The sequence below is a fragment of the Microbispora sp. NPDC049125 genome (genome assembly GCF_040802045.1).
Classification (GTDB): domain Bacteria; phylum Actinomycetota; class Actinomycetes; order Streptosporangiales; family Streptosporangiaceae; genus Microbispora.
In genome coordinates this window covers 246751-269304 of sequence record NZ_JBEZDW010000006.1, presented here as the reverse complement: position 1 = coordinate 269304, position 22554 = coordinate 246751, and the positions used below count along the sequence as shown (strand labels likewise).

At 67.5% G+C, this 22554-nt stretch carries 24 protein-coding genes; 2 read left to right on the top strand and 22 right to left on the bottom strand.

From position 1 onward, the window contains the following. Nucleotide 1: 1 nt before the first annotated feature. From rplE to AB0B72_RS10340, 22 genes are all read right to left on the bottom strand, one after another. The gene (gene rplE, locus AB0B72_RS10445; protein WP_367738321.1) at nucleotides 2–574 is read right to left on the bottom strand and encodes a 50S ribosomal protein L5; all 573 of its coding nucleotides are present in this window, start codon (nucleotides 572–574) and stop codon (nucleotides 2–4) included. Continuing rightward, a complete protein-coding gene (gene rplX / locus AB0B72_RS10440; protein ID WP_367738320.1) occupies nucleotides 574–897 on the bottom strand; it encodes a 50S ribosomal protein L24 in 324 nt (107 codons plus the stop codon). The genes rplE and rplX overlap by 1 nt, the downstream gene beginning before the upstream one ends. Then, entirely contained in the window at nucleotides 897–1265 is a 369-nt protein-coding gene (gene rplN, locus AB0B72_RS10435; protein WP_367738319.1) for a 50S ribosomal protein L14, read from the bottom strand. The genes rplX and rplN overlap by 1 nt, the downstream gene beginning before the upstream one ends. A gap of 192 nt (nucleotides 1266–1457) precedes the next feature. Continuing rightward, nucleotides 1458–1751, bottom strand: a complete 294-nt coding sequence (rpsQ, locus tag AB0B72_RS10430) for a 30S ribosomal protein S17 (protein WP_367738318.1) — start codon at nucleotides 1749–1751, stop codon at nucleotides 1458–1460. After that, complete coding sequence (gene rpmC, locus AB0B72_RS10425; protein ID WP_367738317.1) at nucleotides 1744–1980, bottom strand: 50S ribosomal protein L29; 237 nt, start codon at nucleotides 1978–1980, stop codon at nucleotides 1744–1746. Before rpmC ends, rpsQ begins: the two co-directional genes overlap by 8 nt. Further along, the gene (gene rplP, locus AB0B72_RS10420) at nucleotides 1980–2399 is read right to left on the bottom strand and encodes a 50S ribosomal protein L16 (RefSeq protein WP_367738316.1); all 420 of its coding nucleotides are present in this window, start codon (nucleotides 2397–2399) and stop codon (nucleotides 1980–1982) included. Before rplP ends, rpmC begins: the two co-directional genes overlap by 1 nt. 2 nt (nucleotides 2400–2401) lie before the next feature. Further along, nucleotides 2402–3268: a 30S ribosomal protein S3 gene (gene rpsC / locus AB0B72_RS10415; protein ID WP_367738315.1), complete on the bottom strand. Its 867-nt coding sequence runs from the start codon at nucleotides 3266–3268 to the stop codon at nucleotides 2402–2404. Continuing rightward, nucleotides 3268–3621 carry a 50S ribosomal protein L22 gene (gene rplV / locus AB0B72_RS10410; protein WP_367738314.1) on the bottom strand — a complete coding sequence of 118 codons (354 nt, stop codon included), beginning with the start codon at nucleotides 3619–3621 and terminating at the stop codon, nucleotides 3268–3270. Before rplV ends, rpsC begins: the two co-directional genes overlap by 1 nt. A gap of 33 nt (nucleotides 3622–3654) precedes the next feature. Beyond that, the gene (rpsS, locus tag AB0B72_RS10405; RefSeq protein WP_367738313.1) at nucleotides 3655–3933 is read right to left on the bottom strand and encodes a 30S ribosomal protein S19; all 279 of its coding nucleotides are present in this window, start codon (nucleotides 3931–3933) and stop codon (nucleotides 3655–3657) included. An 11-nt stretch (nucleotides 3934–3944) separates the two neighbouring features. After that, nucleotides 3945–4781 (bottom strand): 50S ribosomal protein L2, encoded by an 837-nt coding sequence (gene rplB / locus AB0B72_RS10400; protein ID WP_367738312.1) that lies wholly within the window; start codon nucleotides 4779–4781, stop codon nucleotides 3945–3947. Between the two features lie 126 nt (nucleotides 4782–4907). Next, on the bottom strand, nucleotides 4908–5210 hold the full coding sequence (rplW, locus tag AB0B72_RS10395) for a 50S ribosomal protein L23 (RefSeq protein WP_367738311.1): 303 nt from the start codon (nucleotides 5208–5210) through the stop codon (nucleotides 4908–4910). Continuing rightward, nucleotides 5210–5860 carry a 50S ribosomal protein L4 gene (rplD, locus tag AB0B72_RS10390; protein WP_367738310.1) on the bottom strand — a complete coding sequence of 217 codons (651 nt, stop codon included), beginning with the start codon at nucleotides 5858–5860 and terminating at the stop codon, nucleotides 5210–5212. Before rplD ends, rplW begins: the two co-directional genes overlap by 1 nt. Continuing rightward, nucleotides 5857–6510, bottom strand: coding sequence for a 50S ribosomal protein L3 (gene rplC / locus AB0B72_RS10385; protein ID WP_367738309.1), 654 nt, complete (start codon nucleotides 6508–6510; stop codon nucleotides 5857–5859). The genes rplD and rplC overlap by 4 nt, the downstream gene beginning before the upstream one ends. A 13-nt stretch (nucleotides 6511–6523) precedes the next feature. After that, on the bottom strand, nucleotides 6524–6832 hold the full coding sequence (gene rpsJ / locus AB0B72_RS10380; protein WP_012887830.1) for a 30S ribosomal protein S10: 309 nt from the start codon (nucleotides 6830–6832) through the stop codon (nucleotides 6524–6526). Nucleotides 6833–7076: 244 nt separating this feature from the next. Continuing rightward, nucleotides 7077–8270: an elongation factor Tu gene (tuf, locus tag AB0B72_RS10375; protein ID WP_367738308.1), complete on the bottom strand. Its 1194-nt coding sequence runs from the start codon at nucleotides 8268–8270 to the stop codon at nucleotides 7077–7079. Nucleotides 8271–8442: 172 nt separating this feature from the next. After that, nucleotides 8443–10542 carry an elongation factor G gene (gene fusA, locus AB0B72_RS10370; RefSeq protein ID WP_367738307.1) on the bottom strand — a complete coding sequence of 700 codons (2100 nt, stop codon included), beginning with the start codon at nucleotides 10540–10542 and terminating at the stop codon, nucleotides 8443–8445. Nucleotides 10543–10575: 33 nt separating this feature from the next. Continuing rightward, the gene (gene rpsG, locus AB0B72_RS10365) at nucleotides 10576–11046 is read right to left on the bottom strand and encodes a 30S ribosomal protein S7 (protein ID WP_367738306.1); all 471 of its coding nucleotides are present in this window, start codon (nucleotides 11044–11046) and stop codon (nucleotides 10576–10578) included. A 1-nt stretch (nucleotide 11047) separates the two neighbouring features. Continuing rightward, on the bottom strand, nucleotides 11048–11422 hold the full coding sequence (rpsL, locus tag AB0B72_RS10360; RefSeq protein ID WP_030508316.1) for a 30S ribosomal protein S12: 375 nt from the start codon (nucleotides 11420–11422) through the stop codon (nucleotides 11048–11050). Nucleotides 11423–12088: 666 nt separating this feature from the next. Next, entirely contained in the window at nucleotides 12089–15964 is a 3876-nt protein-coding gene (locus tag AB0B72_RS10355; RefSeq protein ID WP_367738305.1) for a DNA-directed RNA polymerase subunit beta', read from the bottom strand. Between the two features lie 19 nt (nucleotides 15965–15983). Further along, on the bottom strand, nucleotides 15984–19463 hold the full coding sequence (gene rpoB, locus AB0B72_RS10350) for a DNA-directed RNA polymerase subunit beta (protein ID WP_367738304.1): 3480 nt from the start codon (nucleotides 19461–19463) through the stop codon (nucleotides 15984–15986). A 432-nt stretch (nucleotides 19464–19895) separates the two neighbouring features. After that, entirely contained in the window at nucleotides 19896–20402 is a 507-nt protein-coding gene (locus tag AB0B72_RS10345; RefSeq protein ID WP_367738303.1) for a hypothetical protein, read from the bottom strand. Continuing rightward, nucleotides 20399–20887: a hypothetical protein gene (locus AB0B72_RS10340; RefSeq protein WP_367738302.1), complete on the bottom strand. Its 489-nt coding sequence runs from the start codon at nucleotides 20885–20887 to the stop codon at nucleotides 20399–20401. Before AB0B72_RS10340 ends, AB0B72_RS10345 begins: the two co-directional genes overlap by 4 nt. 198 nt (nucleotides 20888–21085) lie before the next feature. On the opposite strand from AB0B72_RS10340, the gene AB0B72_RS10335 reads away from it, so the two are divergent. Beyond that, nucleotides 21086–21580: a hypothetical protein gene (locus tag AB0B72_RS10335; protein ID WP_367738301.1), complete on the top strand. Its 495-nt coding sequence runs from the start codon at nucleotides 21086–21088 to the stop codon at nucleotides 21578–21580. Further along, nucleotides 21577–22494, top strand: coding sequence for an aldo/keto reductase (locus AB0B72_RS10330; RefSeq protein ID WP_367738300.1), 918 nt, complete (start codon nucleotides 21577–21579; stop codon nucleotides 22492–22494). The genes AB0B72_RS10335 and AB0B72_RS10330 overlap by 4 nt, the downstream gene beginning before the upstream one ends. Nucleotides 22495–22554: the final 60 nt, after the last annotated feature.

Sequence of the window (22554 nt, the reverse complement as noted above, 5' to 3'; positions counted from 1 at the left end):
ATCAGGCCTCCTTGAAGGGGAATCCGAGGAGCTTCAGCAGCGCCCGGCCCTGCTCGTCGTTCGTCGCGGTCGTCACGACCGTGATGTCCATGCCCCGCTGCCGGTCCACCCGGTCCTGGTCCACCTCGTGGAACATGACCTGCTCGGTGAGCCCGAAGGTGTAGTTGCCGTTGCCGTCGAACTGCTTCGGCGACAGGCCGCGGAAGTCCCGGATGCGCGGAAGCGCGAGGGACAGCAGGCGGTCGAGGAACTCCCACATGCGGTCGCCGCGCAGCGTCACGTGCGCGCCGATCGGCATGCCCTCGCGCAGCTTGAACTGGGCGATGGACTTGCGGGCGCGGGCGACGGCCGGCTTCTGGCCGGTGATCGCGGTGAGGTCGCGTACGGCGCCCTCGATGAGCTTGGAATCGCGTGCCGCCTCGCCGACGCCCATGTTCACCTTGATCTTGGTGAGCGTGGGCACCTGCATGATGTTCTCGATGCCGAAGTCCTCGCGCAGCTTCGCGATGATCTCTTCGCGGTAGCGCTGCTTGAGGCGCGGCAGAGCGCGCGCGGTCTCAGTCGTGGCGGTCATCAGCTGTCCTCACCCGTCGCGTCGGCGTCGCCCTTCGCGGCGGCCTTCTTCTCGGGCTTGTCGGCCTTCGCGGGCTTCTCGTCATCCTTGAGCTTCTTGACGTTGCTCACGTGGATGGGAGCCTCCAGAGTCTGCACGCCGCCCTCCTTGGCGCCGCGCGGTCCCTGGTGGGTCACCTTCGAGTGCTTCTTGATCATGTTCACGCCCTCGACGACCACGCGGTCCCGGTCGGGGATGGCGATGAGGACACGGCCCTTGGCACCCTTGTCCTTACCGGCGATGACCTGAACCAGGTCACCCTTCTTCACGTGGAGCTTCCCCATCACAGCACCTCCGGCGCGAGCGAGATGATGCGCATGAACTTCTTGTCGCGCAGCTCGCGGCCCACCGGGCCGAAGATGCGGGTGCCGCGCGGGTCGCCACTGTCCTTGATGATGACCGCGGCGTTCTCGTCGAAGCGGATGTAGGAGCCGTCGGGGCGGCGGCGCTCCTTCACGGTGCGCACCACGACAGCCTTGACAACGTCGCCTTTTTTCACGCCTCCGCCGGGAATGGCGTCCTTCACCGTCGCGACGATGATGTCACCGATTCCCGCGTAGCGCCGACCCGAGCCGCCGAGCACACGGATGCAGAGGACTTCCTTCGCACCCGTGTTGTCGGCGACCTTGAGCCGCGACTCCTGCTGGATCACGTCTACTCCTGTTTGTCGTGCCGGTTCTCACCGTGACGGTGAGCCTGGCCGAACTCGATGTGGTCTTTTTCCCTCGGCGACAGCTGTACGACCGCCGCCGCTGGCGGACCGGCCGATGGTCGGCGCGGCCCCTTGGACACCGTCGTGGGGGGCGGGGACTCCCACCCCCCACGAGGCGCGTCTGTGCTGAACCTACTTGGCCTTCTCGAGGATCTCGACGACCCGCCACCGCTTGGTGGCCGACAGCGGCCGGGTCTCCATCAGCAGGACCCGGTCGCCCACGCCGCACGAGTTCTGCTCGTCGTGAGCCTTGTACTTGGTCGTACGGCGGATGACCTTGCCGTACAGGGGGTGCTTGACGCGGTCCTCGACGGCGACGACGACGGTCTTGTCCATCTTGTCGCTGACGACCAGGCCCTCGCGGGTCTTGCGGTAGTTCCGCGTCTCGGTGGTCTCGGAGGTGGTGGTCTCAGTTGCTTCAGCCATCGCTCGGCTCCTTCTCGACCGTGACGATGCCGAGCTCCCGCTCGCGCATCACGGTGTAGATACGGGCGATATCGCGGCGAACCTCGCGGAGCCGCCCGTAGCTCTCCAGCTGCCCCGTGGCCGACTGGAAGCGAAGGTTGAACAGCTCCTCCTTCGCCTCCTTCAGCTTCTGAACGAGGACGTCCGCGTCCTCGACACGCAGCTCCCCGGCGGTCAGACCCTTAGCCATCACGCCTCACCCACTTCACGCTTAACGAAACGGCACTTCATCGGGAGCTTGTGCATGGCGCGACGCATGGCCTCACGGGCCACGGGCTCGGCGACGCCGGACAGCTCGAACATGACACGGCCGGGCTTGACGTTGGCGATCCACCACTCCGGAGAGCCCTTACCGGAACCCATGCGGGTCTCGGCCGGCTTCTTCGTAAGGGGACGGTCCGGGTAGATGTTGATCCACACCTTGCCGCCACGGCGGATGTGCCGGGTCATGGCGATACGCGCGGCCTCGATCTGGCGGTTGGTCACATAGGAGTGCTCAAGCGCCTGAATGCCGAACTCGCCGAAGACCACCCTGGTGCCGCCCTTGGCGGCACCATGACGGTCGGGCCGGTGCTGCTTGCGGTGCTTGACCCTGCGCGGGATCAGCATGGTCAGCTCCCTTCAGCACCCGGCTGCTCCGCCGGGCCGGTCTCGGGGGCAGCCTGCGTGGCGGCCTCTGTTCTGGGTGCGCGGTCGGTACGGCCCGCGGCTCCGCCACCACGACGGGGACGCTCGCCGCCGCCACCGCGACGGGGACGGTCGCCGCCACCGGGAGGACCGCTACGACGGTCGTCCCGCTCGCGACGCTGGCCCGCACGGGCGCCGGCCGCGGCGGCCTCGCGCTCCTGACGGCTGGTCGGGGCCTCGCCCTTGTAGATCCACACCTTCACACCGATGCGGCCGAAGGTGGTGCGGGCCTCGTAGATGCCGTAGTCGATGTCGGCGCGGAGCGTGTGCAGGGGCACGCGGCCCTCGCGGTAGAACTCCGAGCGCGACATCTCCGCGCCGCCGAGACGGCCGGAGCACTGCACCCGGATGCCCTTGGCGCCGCTCTTCATGGCGGACTGCATGGCCTTACGCATGGCCCGGCGGAACGAGACGCGGCTGGACAGCTGCTCGGCCACGCCCTGCGCGACGAGCTGCGCGTCGATCTCGGGGTTCTTCACCTCGAGGATGTTCAGCTGGACCTGCTTCTTGGTCAGCTTCTCGAGGTCGCCGCGGATGCGGTCGGCCTCGGCGCCGCGGCGGCCGATGACGATGCCCGGCCGGGCGGTGTGGATGTCTACCTGCACGCGGTCCGTCGTACGCTCGATCTCGACCTTGGAGATGCCGGCCCGCTCCATGCCCTTCTGCAGCATGCGGCGGATCGCCACGTCTTCGGCGACGTACGACTTGTAGAGCTTGTCGGCGTACCACCGGCTCTTGAAGTCGGTCGTGATGCCGAGGCGGAACCCGTGCGGGTTAACCTTCTGGCCCACTAGCGGGTCCTTCCCTTCGGCTCGCGGGACTCCACGATCACGGTGATGTGGCTCGTCCGCTTGTTGATCCGATAGGCGCGACCCTGGGCACGCGGGCGGAACCGCTTCAGGGTCGGACCCTCGTCCACCCATGCGCGGCTCACGACCAGCGTGTTCGGATCGAGCTTGAAATTGTGCTCCGCGTTCGCGATCGCGCTCGAGAGCACCTTGTAGACGGTCTCGCTCGCCGACTGGGGAGCGAACTGCAGCACGGCCTGCGCCTCCGAAGCGGGCAGCCCGCGAATGAGGTCCACCACACGGCGGGCCTTCCGGGGCGTGTGGCGCGCGAACCGCGCCTGTGCCCTGGCTTCCATCGCTGTCTCCTCTGATGCTTGCTTTGAAGGCGCTTACCGCCGGCTGCGGCGGTCTTCCTTGACGTGGCTGCGGAACGTCCGCGTGGGGGCGAACTCTCCCAGCTTGTGACCGATCATCGCCTCGGTGACGAACACCGGAACGTGCTTGCGGCCGTCGTGCACGGCGATCGTGTGACCGATCATGTCCGGCACGATCATGGAGCGCCGCGACCACGTCTTGATGACGTTCTTGGTGCCCTTGTCGTTCTGAGCGTCCACCTTCTTCTGAAGGTGATCGTCTACGAAGGGACCTTTCTTAAGACTACGTGGCATATCGGCTGCTCCTACCGCTTCTTCCTCTTGCTCCGCCGACGGATGATCAGCCGGTCGCTGGGCTTGTTCGGCTGCCTGGTGCGGCCCTCGGGCTTGCCCTTCGGGTTCACCGGGTGGCGACCACCGGAGGTCTTGCCCTCACCACCGCCGTGCGGGTGGTCGACCGGGTTCATGGCGACACCGCGGACGGTGGGGCGCTTGCCCTTCCACCGGTTCCGGCCCGCCTTGCCGATGTTGATGTTCGCCTGCTCGGCATTGCCCACCTGGCCCACGGAGGCGCGGCAGCGGACGTCGACCTGGCGCATTTCCCCGGACGGCATACGCAGCGTGGCGTAGGTGCCCTCCTTGGCCAGCAGCTGGATCTGCGCGCCGGCGCTGCGGCCGAGCTTGGCGCCCCCACCCGGACGGAGCTCCACCGCGTGGATGAAGGTACCGGTCGGGATGTTGCGCAGCGGCAGGCAGTTGCCCGGCTTGATGTCGGCCGCGGGGCCGTTCTCGACACGGTCTCCCTGCTTGAGGCCGGTGGGAGCGAGGATGTACCTCTTCTCGCCGTCGGCGTAGTGCAGCAGCGCGATACGGGAGGTCCGGTTGGGGTCGTACTCGATGTGAGCGACCTTGGCGGGGATCCCGTCCTTGTCGTGGCGGCGGAAGTCGATGATGCGGTAGGCGCGCTTGTGCCCGCCTCCCTGGTGCCGGGCGGTCACCCGGCCATGGACGTTACGGCCGCCCTTGCTGTGCAGGGGAGCAAGCAGCGACTTCTCCGGAGTGCTGCGCGTGATCTCGGCGAAGTCCGAGACGCTCGCGCCGCGACGACCCGGAGTCGTCGGCTTGTACTTTCGGATGCCCATCTCTTTCGTTCATCCTTTGTCGGTTCGTGCCGGTCGGGGTCCGCCTCTCGGCGGTCCCCCCGGCGCTGACTGGTGGGGCGAGTCCCTCGCTGGCGAGGGGCCCCCGTCCCCGCGTACGGCAGGCGGTCAGCCGATCTGGCCGAAGATGTCGATCCGCTCGCCCTCGGCGAGACTCACGATCGCGCGCTTGGTGGCCGGGCGCTGGCCGTAGCCATGCCGCGTCCGCTTGCGCTTGCCCTGCCGGTTGATGGTGTTCACACTGGTCACCTTGACACCGAAGATCTGCTCTACGGCGATCTTCACCTGCGTCTTGTTGGAACCCTTGCGCACCAAGAACGTGTACTTGTTGTGCTCATCGATCAGGCCGTAGCTCTTCTCGGAGACGATCGGCTTGAGGATGATGTCGCGCGGGTCGGCGATCTTCTGCATCAGGCCTCTTCCTTCCCGCTGCTCGCGAGTCGCGTCACGACCTGGTCGTAGGCCTCACGGGTGAAGACCACGTCGTCGTAGCACAGCACGTCGTAGGTGTTCAGCTGACCGGCGTCCACCAGGTGCACGTCGGGCGCGTTGCGCAGGCTCAGCCACGTGAGCTCGTCGGTCTCGTCGACCACGACCAGCACGCTGCGAGCCGCGGTGATCTTGCGGAGCGCCTCGAGGGCAGCCTTGGTCTTCGGCGTCTCGCCGGCGACCAGACCGCTCACCACGTGGACGCGGCCGCCGCCGGCCCGGTCGGACAGGGCGCCGCGAAGCGCCGCCGCCTTCATCTTCTTGGGCGTGCGCTGCTCGTAGTTGCGCGGCTGCGGGCCGTGGACGGTGCCACCGCCGGCGAACTGCGGGGCGCGGGTCGAGCCCTGGCGGGCCCGGCCGGTGCCCTTCTGGCGGTACGGCTTCTTGCCGCCGCCGGAGACCTGGCCACGGGTCTTCGTCGCGTGGGTGCCCTGCCGGCGGGCGGCGAGCTGCGCGATGACGACCTGGTGGATCAGCGGGATGTTGACCTTGGTGCCGAACACGGTCTCCGGCAGGTCGACGGTCCCCGTCTTGGCGCCGGTGGCGTCAAGGACGTCGATGGTGGTGGTCACTTCGCGACCCCCTTCTTGGCGGCGGTGCGGAGGAGGACCAGGCTGCCGTTGGCGCCGGGGATCGCACCCTTGATCAGGATGAGGCCCTTCTCGGCGTCCACGGCGTGGACCTTCAGGCTCTGGACGGTCGTCCGGACGTTGCCCATCCGGCCGGCCATGCGCAGGCCCTTGAAGACGCGCCCGGGGGTCGCGCAGCCGCCGATGGAGCCCGGCGAACGGTGCTTGCGCTGCGTGCCGTGCGAGGCGCCCAGACCACGGAAGTTGTGGCGCTTCATGACACCCGCGAAGCCCTTGCCCTTGCTCTTGCCGGTGACGTCGATGTACTGCCCGGCCTCGAAGGTGTCGGCCAGGATCTCCTGGCCCAGGGCGTACTCGGAGGCGTCGTCGGTGCGGAGCTCGGTGAAGTACCGGCGCGGCGTGATGTCGTGCTTGCGCAGGTAGTCACCCAGGGGCTTGTTGACCTTGCGAGGGTCGATCTGCCCGTAACCGATCTGGATGGCGGAGTAGCCGTCTCTGTCAGGAGTGCGGACCCGGGTCACCACGCACGGACCGGCCTCGACGACGGTGACCGGGACCACCCGGTTCGCCTCGTCGAAGACCTGGGTCATGCCGAGCTTCTTGCCCAGGACGCCCTTGATCTGCTTAGCCATGTCAGTGCGTTCCTTAAAGCTTGATCGAGATGTCGACGCCCGCGGGAAGGTCGAGACGCATGAGCGAGTCGACGGTCTTGGGCGTCGGGTCGATGATGTCAATCAGCCGCTTGTGGGTGCGCATCTCAAAGTGCTCGCGGCTGTCCTTGTACTTGTGCGGCGACCGGATCACGCAGTACACGTTCTTCTCGGTCGGCAGCGGCACCGGGCCAGCGACCTTGGCACCGGTCCGCGTCACCGTCTCGACGATCTTCTTGGCCGAGCTGTCGATGACCTCGTGGTCATACGCCTTAAGCCGGATGCGGATCTTCTGTCCCGCCATAATGGCCTCGGTGTCCTTCGCTGTCGTCCTATAAAGCATCGTGCGGCCCATTGCCGCTGGTCGTTCCACGGGACCGACGCTCCGGAGCCTGCCCGGCGTTCCGTGATCTGGCAGTAATTTCGGTCGCACGCGGCCGAAAGCACTGCGAGATCACGGTTTCGTCGTCCGTGGGGGGTCGTCTCCGGCCCCGTGTGGCGCGGCGGTCAGGCCCGTGTCCGGGCCTGGCCGCCGCCCCGCGGTGGTGCTACTTGATGATCTTGGTCACACGGCCGGCGCCGACGGTGCGGCCTCCCTCGCGGATAGCGAACTTGAGGCCCTCCTCCATCGCGATCGGCTGGATGAGCTGCACGGACATCTCCGTGTTGTCACCCGGCATGACCATCTCGGTGCCCTCGGGGAGGGTCACCACGCCCGTCACGTCAGTCGTACGGAAGTAGAACTGAGGACGGTAGTTGTTGAAGAACGGCGTGTGGCGGCCACCCTCGTCCTTCGACAGGATGTAGACCTGCGCCTCGAACTCGGTGTGCGGAGTGGTCGTGCCCGGCTTGATGATGCACTGGCCGCGCTCGACCTCCTCGCGCTTGATGCCACGCAGGAGCAGACCGACGTTGTCACCGGCCTGGCCCTCGTCGAGGAGCTTGCGGAACATCTCGACACCGGTGACGGTGGTCGTGGTGCTCTTCTCCTTGATGCCGATGATGTCGACGGTCTCGTTGACCTTGACGATGCCGCGCTCGATACGGCCGGTCACCACGGTGCCGCGACCGGTGATCGAGAACACGTCCTCAATCGGCATGAGGAACGGCTTGTCGGTGTCACGAACGGGCTCGGGGACGTTCTCGTCCACGGCGTTCATGAGCTCGATGATCGAGTCGGCCCACTTCTCGTCGCCCTCGAGCGCCTTGAGCGCCGAGACGCGCACGACCGGCAGGTCGTCGCCCGGGAACTCCTGAGCGGACAGCAGCTCGCGGACCTCGAGCTCGACGAGCTCCAGGATCTCCTCGTCGTCCACCATGTCGGCCTTGTTCAGGGCCACGACGATGTAGGGGACGCCGACCTGGCGGGCCAGGAGGACGTGCTCCTTCGTCTGGGGCATGGGGCCGTCGGTCGCCGCGACCACCAGGATGGCGCCGTCCATCTGCGCCGCACCGGTGATCATGTTCTTGACGTAGTCGGCGTGACCGGGGCAGTCCACGTGGGCGTAGTGGCGCTTCTCGGTCTGGTACTCGACGTGCGCGATGGAGATGGTGATTCCACGCGCCTTCTCCTCGGGCGCCTTGTCGATCTTGTCGAACGGGGTCGCCTCGTTGAGCTGCGGGAAACGGTCGTGAAGCACCTTGGTAATCGCCGCGGTCAGAGTGGTCTTGCCGTGGTCGATGTGCCCAATGGTGCCGATGTTCACGTGCGGCTTGTTCCGCTCGAACTTGGCCTTGGCCACTGGTCTTTCTCCTTAGAGATTCTGACTTGACTTGCGTCTTCCAACTCAGGCTCCGTCAGACGTGGCGCTCTGCCGAGCGCCACGCCGTACGGCGAGCGGGACTGTTCGCCCCGAGCCCCTCCGGCACGGGCGCCGACGATCTCCGTCGGGGCCCCACCGGAACGGAGCAGGACTATTCGCCCCGCGCCTTCGCGACGATTTCCTTGGCGATGCCCGGAGGCACCTCCGCGTAGGAGTCGAACTGCATGCTGTAGCTCGCCCGTCCCTGCGTCTTGCTACGCAGGTCACCCACGTAGCCGAACATCTCAGAGAGCGGCACGAGCGCGGTGATGACACGGGCGCCTGCCCGCTCGTCCATCGCCTGGATCTGCCCGCGACGACCGTTCAGGTCACCGATGACATCACCCATGTAGTCCTCGGGCGTGACGACCTCAACGGCCATCATCGGCTCGAGGAGCACCGGGTCAGCCCTGCGTGCGGCCTCCTTGAAGGCCATCGACCCGGCGATCTTGAAGGCCATTTCGGACGAGTCGACCTCGTGGAAGGCGCCGTCCTGCAGGGTGACCTTGACCCCGACCATCGGGTAGCCGGCGAGGACGCCGAACTCGGCGGCCTCCTGGGCACCCGCGTCGACCGACGGGATGTACTCACGCGGGATACGGCCACCAGAGACCTTGTTCTGGAACTCGTACCCGTCGTTGCCCACGCCCAGCGGCTCAAGGTCGATGAGGACCTTGGCGAACTGGCCGGAGCCACCGGTCTGCTTCTTGTGCGTGTAGTCGACCTTCTCCACCTTGCGGCGGATGGTCTCCCGGTACGCGACCTGGGGACGGCCGATGTTCGCCTCGACCTTGAACTCGCGGCGCATCCGGTCGACGATGATCTCCAGGTGGAGCTCGCCCATGCCCCAGATGACCGTCTGCCCGGTCTCCTCGTCCCGGCGGACCTGGAAGGACGGGTCCTCCTCGGCCAGCCGCTGGATCGCGGTGGACAGCTTCTCCTGGTCGCCCTTGGTCTTCGGCTCGATCGCGACGCTGATGACCGGCGCCGGGAACGTCATCGACTCCAGGACGACCGGGTGGCTCGGGTCGCAGAGCGTGTCACCCGTGGTGGTGTCCTTCAGGCCCATCACGGCGACGATCGCGCCGGCGGAGGACGTGGGGAGCTCCGCACGCTTGTTGGCGTGCATCTGGTAGATCTTGCCGATCCGCTCCTTCTTGCCCTTCACCGAGTTGATGACACTGGTGCCGGTCTCGAGCGAGCCCGAGTAGATGCGAAGGTAGGTCAGCTTGCCCAGGTGCGGGTCGCTCATGATCTTGAACGCCAGCGCGGAGAACGGCTCGTTCGGGTCCGCGTGGCGCTCGACGATCTGGTCCTCGTGCCCGACGGCGTGGCCCTTGAAGGCCGGGATGTCGATGGGCGCGGGAAGGTAGGCCACGACGGCGTCGAGCAGGGGCTGCACGCCCTTGTTCTTGAACGCCGTGCCGCACAGGACCGGGTTGACGGCGCTCTTCAGCGTCGCGCGGCGGATGGCCGCGACCAGCTGCTCCTCGGTGGGCTCGACGCCCTCGAGGAAGAGCTCCATCAGCTCGTCGTCGTTCTCGGAGATGGTCTCGACCAGCCTGTCGCGCCACTCGCGAGCCGCTTCGGCGTGGTCGGCCGGGATGTCGACGATGTCGTACATCTCGCCCTTGGCCGCCTCGATGGGCCAGATCAGACCCTTCATCCGCACCAGGTCGATGACGCCCTTGAAGTCGGACTCAACGCCCCAGGGGAGCTGGATGACCGCCGGGGTGGCACCCAGGCGGTTGATCATCATGTCGACGCAGCGGTGGAACTCCGCGCCGACCCGGTCCATCTTGTTGACGAAGCAGATGCGCGGCACGTCGTAGCGGTCGGCCTGACGCCACACGGTCTCGGACTGGGGCTCCACGCCCGCGACGCCGTCGAACACGGTGACCGCACCGTCAAGGACACGAAGGTTGCGCTCGACCTCGATGGTGAAGTCGACGTGACCCGGGGTGTCGATGATGTTGATCGTGTGACCGTCCCACTCGCAGGTCGTCGCGGCGGACGTGATCGTGATGCCGCGCTCCTGCTCCTGCTCCATCCAGTCCATCGTGGCAGCGCCGTCGTGGACCTCACCGATCTTGTAGTTGATACCGGTGTAGAACAGGATGCGCTCGGTCGTCGTGGTCTTGCCCGCATCGATATGGGCGATAATCCCGATGTTGCGGACCTTGGCCAGGTCAAGAGCGGTCGTCGTGGCCACTTCTTCGCGTCCTTAACTCGTCGTCGGTGCCGACTACCAGCGGTAGTGGGCGAAGGCCTTGTTGGACTCGGCCATCTTGTGCGTGTCCTCACGCCGCTTCACGCTGGCGCCGAGGCCGTTGCTCGCGTCGAGCAGCTCGTTCATCAGCCGCTCGGTCATGGTCTTCTCACGGCGCGCGCGCGAGTACTGGACGATCCAGCGCAGGGCCAGCGTGGTGCTGCGCGCCGCGCGCACCTCGACCGGCACCTGGTAGGTGGCGCCACCGACACGGCGGCTGCGCACCTCGAGGGTGGGCTTGACGTTGTCGAGCGCCCGCTTGAGGGTGACGACCGGGTCGTTGCCGGTCTTGTCCTTGCAGCCCTCGAGGGCGCCGTAGACGATCGACTGCGCCAGGGAGCGCTTGCCGTCCAGGAGGACCTTGTTGATCAGAGCGGTGACCAGCGGCGAGTTGTGCACCGGGTCAGCGATCAGCTGGCGGCGGCCAGGGGAACCCTTGCGCGGCATGTCAGCTCTTCTCCTTCTTGGCGCCGTAGCGGCTGCGAGCCTGCTTGCGGTTGCGGACGGCCTGAGTGTCCAGCGAACCACGGATGATCTTGTAGCGAACACCCGGCAGGTCCTTCACACGACCGCCGCGCACGAGCACCATCGAGTGCTCCTGAAGGTTGTGCCCCACCCCGGGGATGTACGCCGTGACCTCGATGCCGTTGGTGAGCCGAACACGGGCCACCTTGCGCAGAGCGGAGTTGGGCTTCTTGGGGGTCGTCGTGTAGACGCGGGTGCAAACGCCGCGCCGCTGCGGGCTCCCCTTGAGGGCAGGAGTCTTGGTCTTACTGACCTTGTCCTGCCGGCCCTTACGGACCAACTGCTGAATGGTGGGCACCGCGTCTCCGTTTCGTGCCTAGCCGGTGATACGTAGGTGTCTGGCCGAAGCGGTCTCCCGCTTCTCCCAGTTCATGCTTTCGCAGGTGCTGCCGGTGTCATGACCTGCTGGTTATCCTTCTCCTTCGACCCACGCGGTCGGGCGTGTCGCGGCCTTGCCGTACCACACCCGGGCGGACCCGGTCGATCTGGAGAGGTCACGCGGCGCCCCACCGGTCTTCCACACCGGGAAGGCGGCTCTCGAGCGCACGCATGCGAACCCATGAACCCATGGGCACGAAGGAAAAGACTACCCAGCCTTACGCGACTCGTCAAAACGACGGTCGCCCGGGGGTCGTCGTGTCCGTCCCATGGTGTCCCGCGACCTGCTCGGGCGGCAGGCCGCAAAGGGCTCGGAAGAAGTGTACCCGTCTTCGATCGCGCTCGCTCCGCTCACGCGGCTCGAGGCGCCGTTGAGGCCCTCGTGGTCGTGCCGGAGGCGCGCGAAGATGCACCGCCCTCGTCACGTCCTCGCTCGTTCCTCGCTCCGGGCGTTCCTCAGTCCAGACACGGCCGCGCCTCTCGCGTGACCGCTGAGCGCCGTACTCGGTGAAGACGACACAAAACCAAAACGCCCGGAGCTTGCGCTCCGGGCGTTCGTGGTGCGGTGAAACTCAGCGGGTGAGACTCAGCGGCCGTACTGGCCGAAGTCGTACTCCTCCAGCGGGACGGCCTCGCCGCTGCCCGAGCCGAAGGTGTAGTCCGACGCGGAGCCGTCGTAGCCGCCGACCGTGTACATCGCGGCCTTGGCCTCCTCGGTCGGCTCGACCCGGATGTTGCGGTACTGGGGCATGCCCGTACCGGCCGGGATGAGCTTACCGATGATGACGTTCTCCTTGAGGCCTAGCAGCGAGTCCGACTTGGCGTGGATCGCCGCGTCGGTGAGGACTCGCGTCGTCTCCTGGAAGGACGCCGCCGACAGCCACGACTCGGTGGCCAGCGACGCCTTGGTGATGCCCATCAGGACCGGACGTCCGGAGGCCGGCTGGCCGCCTTCCGCCTTGGTCTGGCGGTTCATCGCCTCGAAGCGCGGACGCTCCACCAGCTCGCCGGGCAGCAGCTCGGTGTCGCCGGACTCCAGCACGTTCACGCGCTTGAGCATCTGCCGGACGATGACCTCGATGTGCTTGTCGTGGATCGACACACCCTGCGAGCGGTAGACCTGCTGCACCTCCTCCACCAGGTGGAGCTGCACGGCCCGGGGGCCGAGGATGCGCAGGACCTCGTTCGGGTTGCGGGCACCGGCGATCAGGAGCTGGCCCACCTCGACGCGCTGGCCCTCCGAGACGAGCAGACGCGACCGCATCGACACCGGGTAGGCGACCTCTTCCGAGCCGTCGTCCGGGGTGACCACGATCTTGCGCGTCTTGTCCGTCTCGTCGATCCGCACGCGGCCGGCCGCCTCGCTGATCGGGGCGACACCCTTGGGGATGCGCGCCTCGAACAGCTCCTGGACACGCGGCAGACCATGGGTGATGTCCGCACCGGCCACACCACCGGTGTGGAAGGTACGCATGGTCAGCTGGGTGCCGGGCTCGCCGATCGACTGGGCCGCGATGATGCCGACGGCCTCGCCGACGTCCACGAGCTTGCCGGTCGCGAGCGAACGGCCGTAGCAGGTGGCGCAGACACCGATCTTGGCCTCGCACACCAGGGTGCTGCGGGTCCTGACCGTCTCCACACCGGCGTTGACCAGTGCCGTGACCACGAGGTCGTTGATGTCGGTGCCCGCCGAGGCGACCAGCTTGCCGTCCACCTCGACGTCCTCGGCGAGGATCCGGCCGTGCACGTTGCTCTCGGCGTTCTCGGCCTTGACCAGGTTGCCCTGCGCGTCGCGCTCGCCGACGTGCAGCGGGACCGCACGGTCGGTCTCGCAGTCGATCTCGCGGACGATGACGTCCTGTGCCACGTCGACCAGACGACGGGTCAGGTAGCCGGAGTCGGCGGTCCGCAGAGCGGTGTCCGCCAGACCCTTCCGCTGGCCGTGGGTCGAGATGAAGTACTCCAGCACCGACAGGCCCTCACGGAAGGAGGACTTGATCGGACGCGGGATCGTCTCGCCCTTGGTGTTGGACACCAGGCCGCGGATGCCGGCGATCTGCCGGACCTGCATCTTGTTGCCTCGGGCGCCGGAGTTGACCATCATCCAGACCGGGTTCGTCGCCGGGAACGCGTTGACCATGTCGGTCTCGACGTCCGCCGTCGCGTGGGTCCAGATCTCGATGAGCTCCTGGCGGCGCTCCTCGTCGGTGATCAGACCGCGGTCGTACTCGCGCTGGACCTTGTCGGCCCGCTTCTCGTACGACTCCATGATGGAGGCCTTGTTCGGCGGGGCCACGACGTCCTCGATGGAGATCGTGACACCGGCGCGGGTCGCCCAGTAGAAGCCGGCGTCCTTCAGCGAGTCCAGCGCGTTGGCGACGTCCACCTTCGGGTACGTCTCGGCCAGCTCGTTGACGATCGCCGAGAGCTGCTTCTTGCCGACCTGGTAGTTCACGAAGGGGTAGTTGTCCGGCAGCGTCTGGTTGAACAGGCACCGGCCGAGCGTGGTCTCCAGCCGGATCGGCTCACCGGGCTCCCAGCCCTCCGGGCCCTCCCAGCCGCGGGGCGGCGGGACGTCCTTGAGGCGGACCTGGATCTTGGCCTGGATGTCCAGCTCGTGCCGGTCGTGGGCCATGAGGGCCTCCGACACGGAGGTGAAGACCCGGCCCTCGCCGGCGCCCTCCTCCTTGTGAGTGGTCAGCCAGTACAGACCGATGACCATGTCCTGGGTGGGCATCGTCACCGGCTTGCCGTCCGCCGGCTTGAGGATGTTGTTGGTGGACAGCATCAGGATCCGCGCCTCGGCCTGGGCCTCGGCCGACAGCGGCAGGTGCACCGCCATCTGGTCGCCGTCGAAGTCCGCGTTGAACGCGGTGCAGACGAGCGGGTGGATCTGGATGGCCTTACCCTCGACCAGCTGCGGCTCGAAGGCCTGGATGCCCAGACGGTGCAGGGTCGGCGCGCGGTTGAGCAGCACCGGGTGCTCGGTGATGACCTCTTCGAGCACGTCCCACACGACCGGCTTGGACCGCTCGACCATCCGCTTGGCGGACTTGATGTTCTGCGCGTGGTTGAGGTCGACCAGGCGCTTCATCACGAACGGCTTGAACAGCTCCAGCGCCATCTGCTTGGGCAGGCCGCACTGGTGCAGCTTGAGCTGCGGGCCGACGACGATGACCGAACGGCCGGAGTAGTCGACGCGCTTGCCCAGCAGGTTCTGCCGGAACCGGCCCTGCTTGCCCTTGAGCATGTCGCTCAGGGACTTGAGCGGACGGTTGCCGGGGCCCGTGACCGGGCGGCCGCGGCGGCCGTTGTCGAACAGCGCGTCGACGGCCTCCTGGAGCATCCGCTTCTCGTTGTTCACGATGATCTCGGGCGCGCCGAGGTCGAGCAGACGCTTGAGGCGGTTGTTCCGGTTGATGACCCTGCGGTACAGGTCGTTCAGGTCGGAGGTCGCGAACCGGCCACCGTCGAGCTGCACCATGGGGCGCAGGTCCGGCGGGATGACCGGGATGCAGTCGAGCACCATGCCGCTCGGCGAGTTCCGCGTGTTGAGGAACGCCGCCACGACCTTGAGCCGCTTGAGGGCACGGGCCTTCTTCTGGCCCTTGCCGCTGCGGATGGTCTCGCGCAGGTTCTCCGCCTCGGCGTCCAGGTCGAAGCTGTTCAGCCGCTCCTGGATCGCCTGGGCGCCCATGCCGCCGCGGAAGTAGCGGCCGAACCGGTCGCGCATCTCACGGTAGAGCAGCTCGTCGCCCTCGAGGTCTTGGACCTTGAGGTTCTTGAAGCGGCTCCAGACCTCCTCCAGCCGGTCCAGCTCACGCTGGGCGCGGTCACGCAGCTGCCGCATCTCGCGGTCGGCGCCCTCCCGCACCTTGCGCCGCTGGTCGCCCTTGGCGCCGGCGGCCTCCAGCTCGGCCAGGTCGGCCTCGAGCTTCTTCTGCCGGGCCTCGATGTCGGCGTCCCGGCGCTGCTCGACGTGCTGCCGCTCGACGGAGATCTTCGCCTCCAGCGACGGCAGGTCGCGGTCACGCATCTCGTTGTCGACATGCGTGATCATGTACGCCGCGAAGTAGATGACCTTCTCGAGGTCCTTCGGGGCGAGGTCGAGCAGGTACCCCAGGCGCGACGGGACGCCCTTGAAGTACCAGATGTGCGTGACGGGAGCGGCCAGCTCGATGTGGCCCATCCGCTCGCGCCGCACCTTGGCGCGCGTGACCTCCACGCCGCAGCGCTCGCAGATGATGCCCTTGAAGCGGACCCGCTTGTACTTACCGCAGTAGCACTCCCAGTCCCGGGTGGGGCCGAAGATCTTCTCGCAGAAGAGCCCGTCCTTCTCCGGCTTGAGGGTCCGGTAGTTGATGGTCTCCGGCTTCTTGACCTCGCCGTGCGACCACTGGCGGATGTCATCAGCGGTCGCGAGGCCGATGCGCAGCTCGTCGAAGAAGTTGACGTCGAGCACTAGATAATCCCCTTTTGAATCAGACCTCGTCGACGGTCATCGCGCCCTCGTGGGGACGCCGGGACAGGTCGATGCCGAGCTCCTCCGCGGCACGGAACACGTCCTCGTCGGTATCTCTCATCTCGATCGACATGCCGTCGCTCGACAGAACTTCGACGTTCAGGCAGAGCGACTGCATCTCCTTGATGAGGACCTTGAAGGACTCGGGAATGCCCGCCTCAGGGATGTTCTCGCCCTTGACGATGGCCTCGTAGACCTTCACGCGACCCAGCACGTCGTCGGACTTGATCGTCAGCAGCTCCTGCAGCGCGTACGCCGCGCCGTAGGCCTCCAGGGCCCAGACCTCCATCTCACCGAAGCGCTGGCCGCCGAACTGGGCCTTACCGCCGAGCGGCTGCTGGGTGATCATGGAGTACGGACCGGTCGAGCGAGCGTGGATCTTGTCGTCGACCAGGTGGAGCAGCTTGAGGATGTAGATGTAGCCGACCGAGATCGGGTGCGGGAACGGCTCGCCGGAACGGCCGTCGAACAGCCGCGCCTTTCCGTTCTCACCCACCATGCGGACGCCGTCCCTGTTCACCAGGGTGCTGTCCAGCAGGCCGACGATCTCCTCCTCGCGCGCGCCGTCGAACACCGGGGTCGCGACCTTGGTGAAGGGCTGGACGGTGCCCAGGCCCTTGTCCCTCAGGCGCTCGGCCCACTGCTCGTCGAGGCCGGTGACGTCCCACCCGCGGGCGGCGATCCACCCCAGGTGTGTCTCCAGGACCTGGCCGACGTTCATTCGCCCGGGAACACCCAGGGGGTTCAAGACGATGTCGACCGGCGTGCCGTCCTCGAGGAACGGCATGTCCTCCACAGGGAGGATCTTGGAGATGACGCCCTTGTTGCCGTGGCGGCCGGCGAGCTTGTCGCCGTCGGTGATCTTGCGCTTCTGTGCCACGTAGACGCGGACCAGCTCGTTCACGCCGGGGGGAAGCTCGTCGCCCTCCTCGCGGCTGAACACGCGGACGCCGATGACCTTGCCCGACTCGCCGTGCGGCACCTTCAGCGAGGTGTCGCGCACCTCGCGCGCCTTCTCACCGAAGATCGCGCGGAGCAGGCGCTCCTCGGGGGTCAGCTCGGTCTCACCCTTGGGCGTGACCTTGCCGACGAGGATGTCGCCGGTGACGACGTCGGCGCCGATCCGGATGATGCCGCGCTCGTCGAGGTCGGCCAGGACCTCCTCGGAGACGTTCGGGATGTCCCGCGTGATCTCCTCGGGGCCCAGCTTGGTGTCACGGGCGTCGACCTCGTGCTCCTCGATGTGGATCGAGGACAGGACGTCGTCCTGCACCAGGCGCTGCGACAGGATGATCGCGTCTTCGTAGTTGTGACCCTCCCACGGCATGAACGCCACGAGCAGGTTCTTGCCGAGCGCCATCTCGCCGTTGTCGGTGCAGGGACCGTCGGCGACGACCTGGTTGACCTCGACGCGGTCGCCCTCGGCCACGATCGGCTTCTGGTTGAAGCAGGTGCCCTGGTTCGACCGCTTGAACTTGGCCACGCGGTAGGTGGTCCGGGTGCCGTCGTCGTTCATCACGGTGACGTAGTCGGCCGAGACCTCCTCCACCACCCCCGCCTTCTCGGCGGTGATGACGTCGCCGGCGTCGGTGGCCGCGCGGTACTCCATGCCGGTGCCGACCAGCGGGGCCTCGCTCTTCAGCAGGGGCACCGACTGGCGCTGCATGTTGGAGCCCATGAGCGCGCGGTTGGCGTCGTCGTGCTCCAGGAAGGGGATCATGGCGGTCGCCACCGACACCATCTGGCGCGGAGAGACGTCCATGTAGTCGACCTCGGACGGGTGGACCGCCTCGAACTCGCCGCCCTTGCGGCGGGCGAGCACCCGGGCCTCGGCGAAGCTGCCGTCGGGGTTCAGGACCGTGTTGGCCTGGGCCACGACGTGCCGGTCCTCCACATCGGCGGTCAGGTAGTCGATCTGCTCGCTCACCTTCCCGTCGATCACGCGGCGGTACGGCGTCTCCACGAAGCCGAACGAGTTGACCCGGCCGAACGAGGACAGCGAGCCGATGAGGCCGATGTTCGGGCCTTCCGGCGTCTCGATCGGGCACATGCGGCCGTAGTGCGAGGGGTGCACGTCCCGGACCTCGAAGCCCGCGCGCTCACGCGACAGACCACCGGGGCCGAGAGCCGACAGACGCCGCTTGTGCGTCAGGCCGGCCAGCGGGTTGGTCTGGTCCATGAACTGCGACAGCTGGGAGGTGCCGAAGAACTCCCGGATCGACGCGGTGACCGGCCGGACGTTGATCAGCGTCTGCGGCGTGATCGCCTCGACGTCCTGCGTGGTCATGCGCTCGCGGACGACCCGCTCCATGCGGGCCAGACCCAGGCGGACCTGGTTCTGGATGAGCTCGCCCACCGTGCGCAGACGGCGGTTGCCGAAGTGGTCGATGTCGTCGGTCTCGACGATGATGTCCCGGCCGCCGACACCGCTCATGGATTCCTCGCCGGCGTGCAGCCGGACCAGGTACTCGATGGTGGCGACGATGTCGTCCTCGGTGAGCGTCCCCTGCGTGATCTCGGAGTCGACCCCGAGCTTCTTGTTCAACTTGTAGCGTCCGACCTTCGCGAGGTCGTACCGCTTGTGGTTGAAGTACAGGTTCTCCAGCAGGGTCTGCGCCGACTCCTTGGTCGGCGGCTCGCCCGGCCGCAGCTTCCGGTAGATGTCCAGCAGGGCGTCGTCCTGGCCGGACGTGTGGTCCTTCTCCAGGGTGGCCCGCATCGACTCGTACTGGCCGAACCGCTCCAGGATCTGGTCGCTCGTCCATCCGAGCGCCTTGAGCAGGACGGTGACCGGCTGCTTGCGCTTACGGTCGATGCGCACACCGACGCTGTCACGCTTGTCGATCTCGAACTCGAGCCAGGCGCCCCGGGACGGGATCACCCGGCAGCCGAACAGGTCCTTGTCGGAGGTCTTGTCGACGGACCTGTCGAAGTAGACGCCCGGCGAACGCACGAGCTGCGACACCACGACACGCTCGGTGCCGTTGATGATGAAGGTGCCCTTCGACGTCATGAGCGGGAAGTCGCCCATGAACACCGTCTGGCTCTTGATCTCACCGGTGGTGTTATTGATGAACTCCGCCGTCACGAACAGCGACGCGGAGTAGGTCATGTCCTTGTCCTTGCACTCCTCGACGGAGTGCTTGGGAGGCTCGAAGCGGTGGTCCCTGAACGACAGGGACATGGTCCCGGAGAAGTCCTCGATGGGACTGATCTCTTCGAAGATCTCCTCGAGACCGGACTGGGCAGGAACGTCCTTGCGCCCGGCCTGGCGAGCCGCCTCGACCCGGGCCTTCCATCTCTCGTTGCCCACCAGCCAGTCGAAGGACTCGGTTTGCAGGGCGAGAAGGTCGGGAACTTCGAGCGGCTCCTCGATACGTGCGAATGAGACGGTACGGGGACCGGCGGGTACGGCGGAGGCGTTGCGCGAGGCTGCCAACAGATGTTCCTTCCGAGGGCTCGCGGACTGACTACACGCACGCCAGACGACCGGCATCAATGTTACAGAGAGAAGCGGTCGTCAAAGGGCAGCGCAAAGGGGCAGTGTAGCCGATAGGCATACACCTGTCCAGTCCACTCTCGCTCTACGCTCCACGTTGCTGGCAGCATCACCCGTCCGCGTCGAAACGTCAAGCCCGAGAGCCGACATTTCGCCTAACTGACGGGCTTCACGCTGGGTTTTCCCCATTCGAGCGACTCGCGAACCGCTGGTCCCCTGTCCCTACCCGGGAGCCGGTCCAGGTAACGCTCTGTCACTCGGGGGCCCGGCGCTCAGCCCGACGCTGACCTTCCATCGACGTTGCCGTGCCGTCGGTATGCCGCGAAACGGCGCGGCGCAAACATAGACTTTGCTAACAATTTAGTGTCGAGGTCAGCGGGCGGGCGTGTCACCGAGCAGGGACGACAGGCCCGAGACCCGCCAGCCGTCGCCCTGTGTGACCAGGACGAACCGGGCCCTTCCCTCGCTGACCTGCTGCCGCGCGACCGCCTGGCCGGGCTCGGTGCTGGTCTTGACCATGTTCACGAAGAGCAGCACCCGGACCTCGCCGGGGGTGGCCGACTCGACCCCCGCGGCAGCCACGACGGCCTGCTGGACGATCCGCAGCCGCCGGGCCTGCGGCCCGAGCGTGGCGGCCAGCGTGCGGTAGTGCTCGGCCAGCGGCCCGGTGGCGTGGCCTCGCGCCCGCGCGAAGTCCTGCTCCATCGTCCGGTAGTCGTACGACAGCATGTCCGCGGCGTACGACCGTGCGGCCGTCAGAGCCTCGCCGGCGGCCGTGTCGCCGTCCTGCAGGCGGCGCAGGGCGGAAAACATGGAGATCGAGGTCCAGGCCAGCACGACGGCCGTGAGGGCCGCCACCGCCCGCAGGAACCGTCTCACTGCACGCGCTCCGACGTGGCGACGAGCCACTGGCCCGAGACCTCGGTGACCCGCATGCGCCAGCGGAAGAAGCGCTCCTCGGGCGCGGCCTTCTTGCCGTCCTCCCAGTGGACCACGGCGTCCCCGATGACGAGCACCTCCGCCGTACGCCGGGCCGCGTCGAACGACGCCAGCGCGGAGGCCCGCAGGACGCCCGTCTGCACGACCTTGGTGCGCAGGGCCGCGGCCTTCAGGTCCGCCTCGTTCCTGGCGTACTCGGCGCGCTCCTGCCCGGTGGAGGTGGCCAGGACCCGCCTCATGTCGTCGTCCACGGTCCGGTGGCTCAGCGACATCAGGCTGACGGCGTGGCCGGAGGCGGCGCGCATGGCCGCCTCCCGGTCGCCGGCCGCCGCTCGCGCCGCGGCGAGGCTCTGCTCCACCCGCCAGGTGACCAGGGCCAGCACCGCCACCAGGACGACGAGGGCGGGGGTCAGCGCGCGCCGCATGGCCCGACCACCCCCCTTGTCACGTCGCCCGTCGCCGGATCCCATCCCCGCAACATAGATCAGCAGGCCTGTCCTGCCCATAGTTTCCGCCGTCATCGGCCTGACCGCCCGCCTCGGCTGAAAGTCGCGAGAACGCGCTCACTACTTGACGGCAAGTGACAAGTACTTGATGCTTGGCGTCAAGTAGGAGGAGCGAGCATGGACGAGCGGCATGCCTTGATCGAGGACCTCCGCCGGATCGTCGGCGGCAGGGTGCTCGACGCACTGGAGATCCTGTTCGACCCGGACGAGCTGTCCGGCGCCGATGAGCGGCTGCGCGAACTGCTGAAGGTCAGGAGCCGCGTCTGGGCGGACGTGCTGCTCGGCGAGGACGACCGGGCCGCCGCCTTCCTGGCGATTCGTCTGGTGAGCGTGCTCTATCCGGGCGATACGCCGTTCGACCCGCCGGCGAGCTGGTGGGGCACGCCACTCGGCCGGGCCGTCGCCCGGCGTGCGGGACACCCGGCCGCGACCGCGGTTCCGGTCTCCGTCGCCGCCGCGATGCTCGGCATCACCCGGCAGGGCGTGCACGACCTCGTACGGCGGCACAAGCTCGGCCGCGATCCGGACGGCGCGATCACCACGGCCTCGATCCAGGCTCGCCTCACCCGCCGCGGCGACCAGCCCGCGGCCGATATGAGGAGGCATGAATGACCGTTCCCGCCGGCAGAGTCCTCGACCTCGCGGACGACCTCACCTTGGGGCGTCTCGGCTACGGGACGATGCAACTGCCCGGGCCGGGTGTCTGGGGGCCGCCACGCGACCACGCCGCAGCGCTGGCCGTCCTGCGCCGGGCGGTGGAGCTGGGCGTCACCCACATCGACACCAGCGACTTCTACGGGCCGCACGTGGCCAACGACCTGATCAGACAAGCCCTGCACCCCTACCCTGACGACCTGGTCATCGCCACCAAGGTCGGCGTGGTCCGCGATGAGTGGCACGGCTTCGAGGCGGCGGCGGAGCCGAAGCGGCTGCGCGACCAGGTCGAGGAGAACCTGGTGCGGCTGAACCGGAGCCGGTTGGATCTTGTTTACCTGCGGGTGGGCGGCGACGGGCTGCTGTTCCCCAGCGACGTGCCCTTCGCCGAGTCCCTCGGAGCCCTGGCCGACCTGCGACGGCGCGGGCTGATCCGGCACCTCGGGCTCAGCGGCGTGACGGTCGACCAGTTGGCCGAGGCCCGTGCGATCGCACCCGTGGTCGCGGTCCAGAACCGTCTGCACCTGTTCGACCGCTCAAGCGCGGACGTGCTGTCCGTGTGCGAGAAGGCCGGTATCGCGTTCGCCGCCTACTTCCCGCTCGCCGCCGGGATGCTCCGCCCCGGTCTGGACCTGTCGCAGGCTCCGCCCGGCATGGCCCCCTCCCCCGAGCAGTTCGCCATGCTCGACGAGATCGCCGCCCGGTACGGCGCGACCCGGACGCAGGTGGCGCTCGCCTGGCTGCTCGGCCACTCCCCGGTCACCCTGGCCATCCCCGGCACGTCCTCACTGGCTCATCTGGAGGAGAACATCGCGGCGGCCGATCTGGTCCTGTCGGGTGACGACCTCGCCACACTGGACAAGCTCGCCTGATCTTTCCTGATCAACGCGAAAGGGGCGGACCATCCGGCACCTGGATGGACCCGCCCCTCT

Excerpts from the sequence above, each read along its gene's own strand:
- rplX (WP_367738320.1), bottom strand. The coding sequence starts at position 897 with ATGGGGAAGCTCCACGTGAAGAAGGGTGACCTGGTTCAGGTCATCGCC.
- rpsS (WP_367738313.1), bottom strand. The coding sequence starts at position 3,933 with ATGCCACGTAGTCTTAAGAAAGGTCCCTTCGTAGACGATCACCTTCAG.
- AB0B72_RS10340 (WP_367738302.1), bottom strand. The coding sequence starts at position 20,887 with ATGCGGCGCGCGCTGACCCCCGCCCTCGTCGTCCTGGTGGCGGTGCTG.
- AB0B72_RS10330 (WP_367738300.1), top strand. The coding sequence starts at position 21,577 with ATGACCGTTCCCGCCGGCAGAGTCCTCGACCTCGCGGACGACCTCACC.
- rpmC (WP_367738317.1), bottom strand. The coding sequence starts at position 1,980 with ATGGCTAAGGGTCTGACCGCCGGGGAGCTGCGTGTCGAGGACGCGGAC.
- rplW (WP_367738311.1), bottom strand. The coding sequence starts at position 5,210 with ATGCAGAAGATCGCCGACCCGCGCGACATCATCCTCAAGCCGATCGTC.
- rplV (WP_367738314.1), bottom strand. The coding sequence starts at position 3,621 with ATGGAAGCCAGGGCACAGGCGCGGTTCGCGCGCCACACGCCCCGGAAG.
- rplP (WP_367738316.1), bottom strand. The coding sequence starts at position 2,399 with ATGCTGATCCCGCGCAGGGTCAAGCACCGCAAGCAGCACCGGCCCGAC.
- rpsG (WP_367738306.1), bottom strand. The coding sequence starts at position 11,046 with ATGCCGCGCAAGGGTTCCCCTGGCCGCCGCCAGCTGATCGCTGACCCG.
- rpsQ (WP_367738318.1), bottom strand. The coding sequence starts at position 1,751 with ATGGCTGAAGCAACTGAGACCACCACCTCCGAGACCACCGAGACGCGG.
- rplB (WP_367738312.1), bottom strand. The coding sequence starts at position 4,781 with ATGGGCATCCGAAAGTACAAGCCGACGACTCCGGGTCGTCGCGGCGCG.
- rplE (WP_367738321.1), bottom strand. The coding sequence starts at position 574 with ATGACCGCCACGACTGAGACCGCGCGCGCTCTGCCGCGCCTCAAGCAG.
- rpsJ (WP_012887830.1), bottom strand. The coding sequence starts at position 6,832 with ATGGCGGGACAGAAGATCCGCATCCGGCTTAAGGCGTATGACCACGAG.
- rplC (WP_367738309.1), bottom strand. The coding sequence starts at position 6,510 with ATGGCTAAGCAGATCAAGGGCGTCCTGGGCAAGAAGCTCGGCATGACC.
- AB0B72_RS10335 (WP_367738301.1), top strand. The coding sequence starts at position 21,086 with ATGGACGAGCGGCATGCCTTGATCGAGGACCTCCGCCGGATCGTCGGC.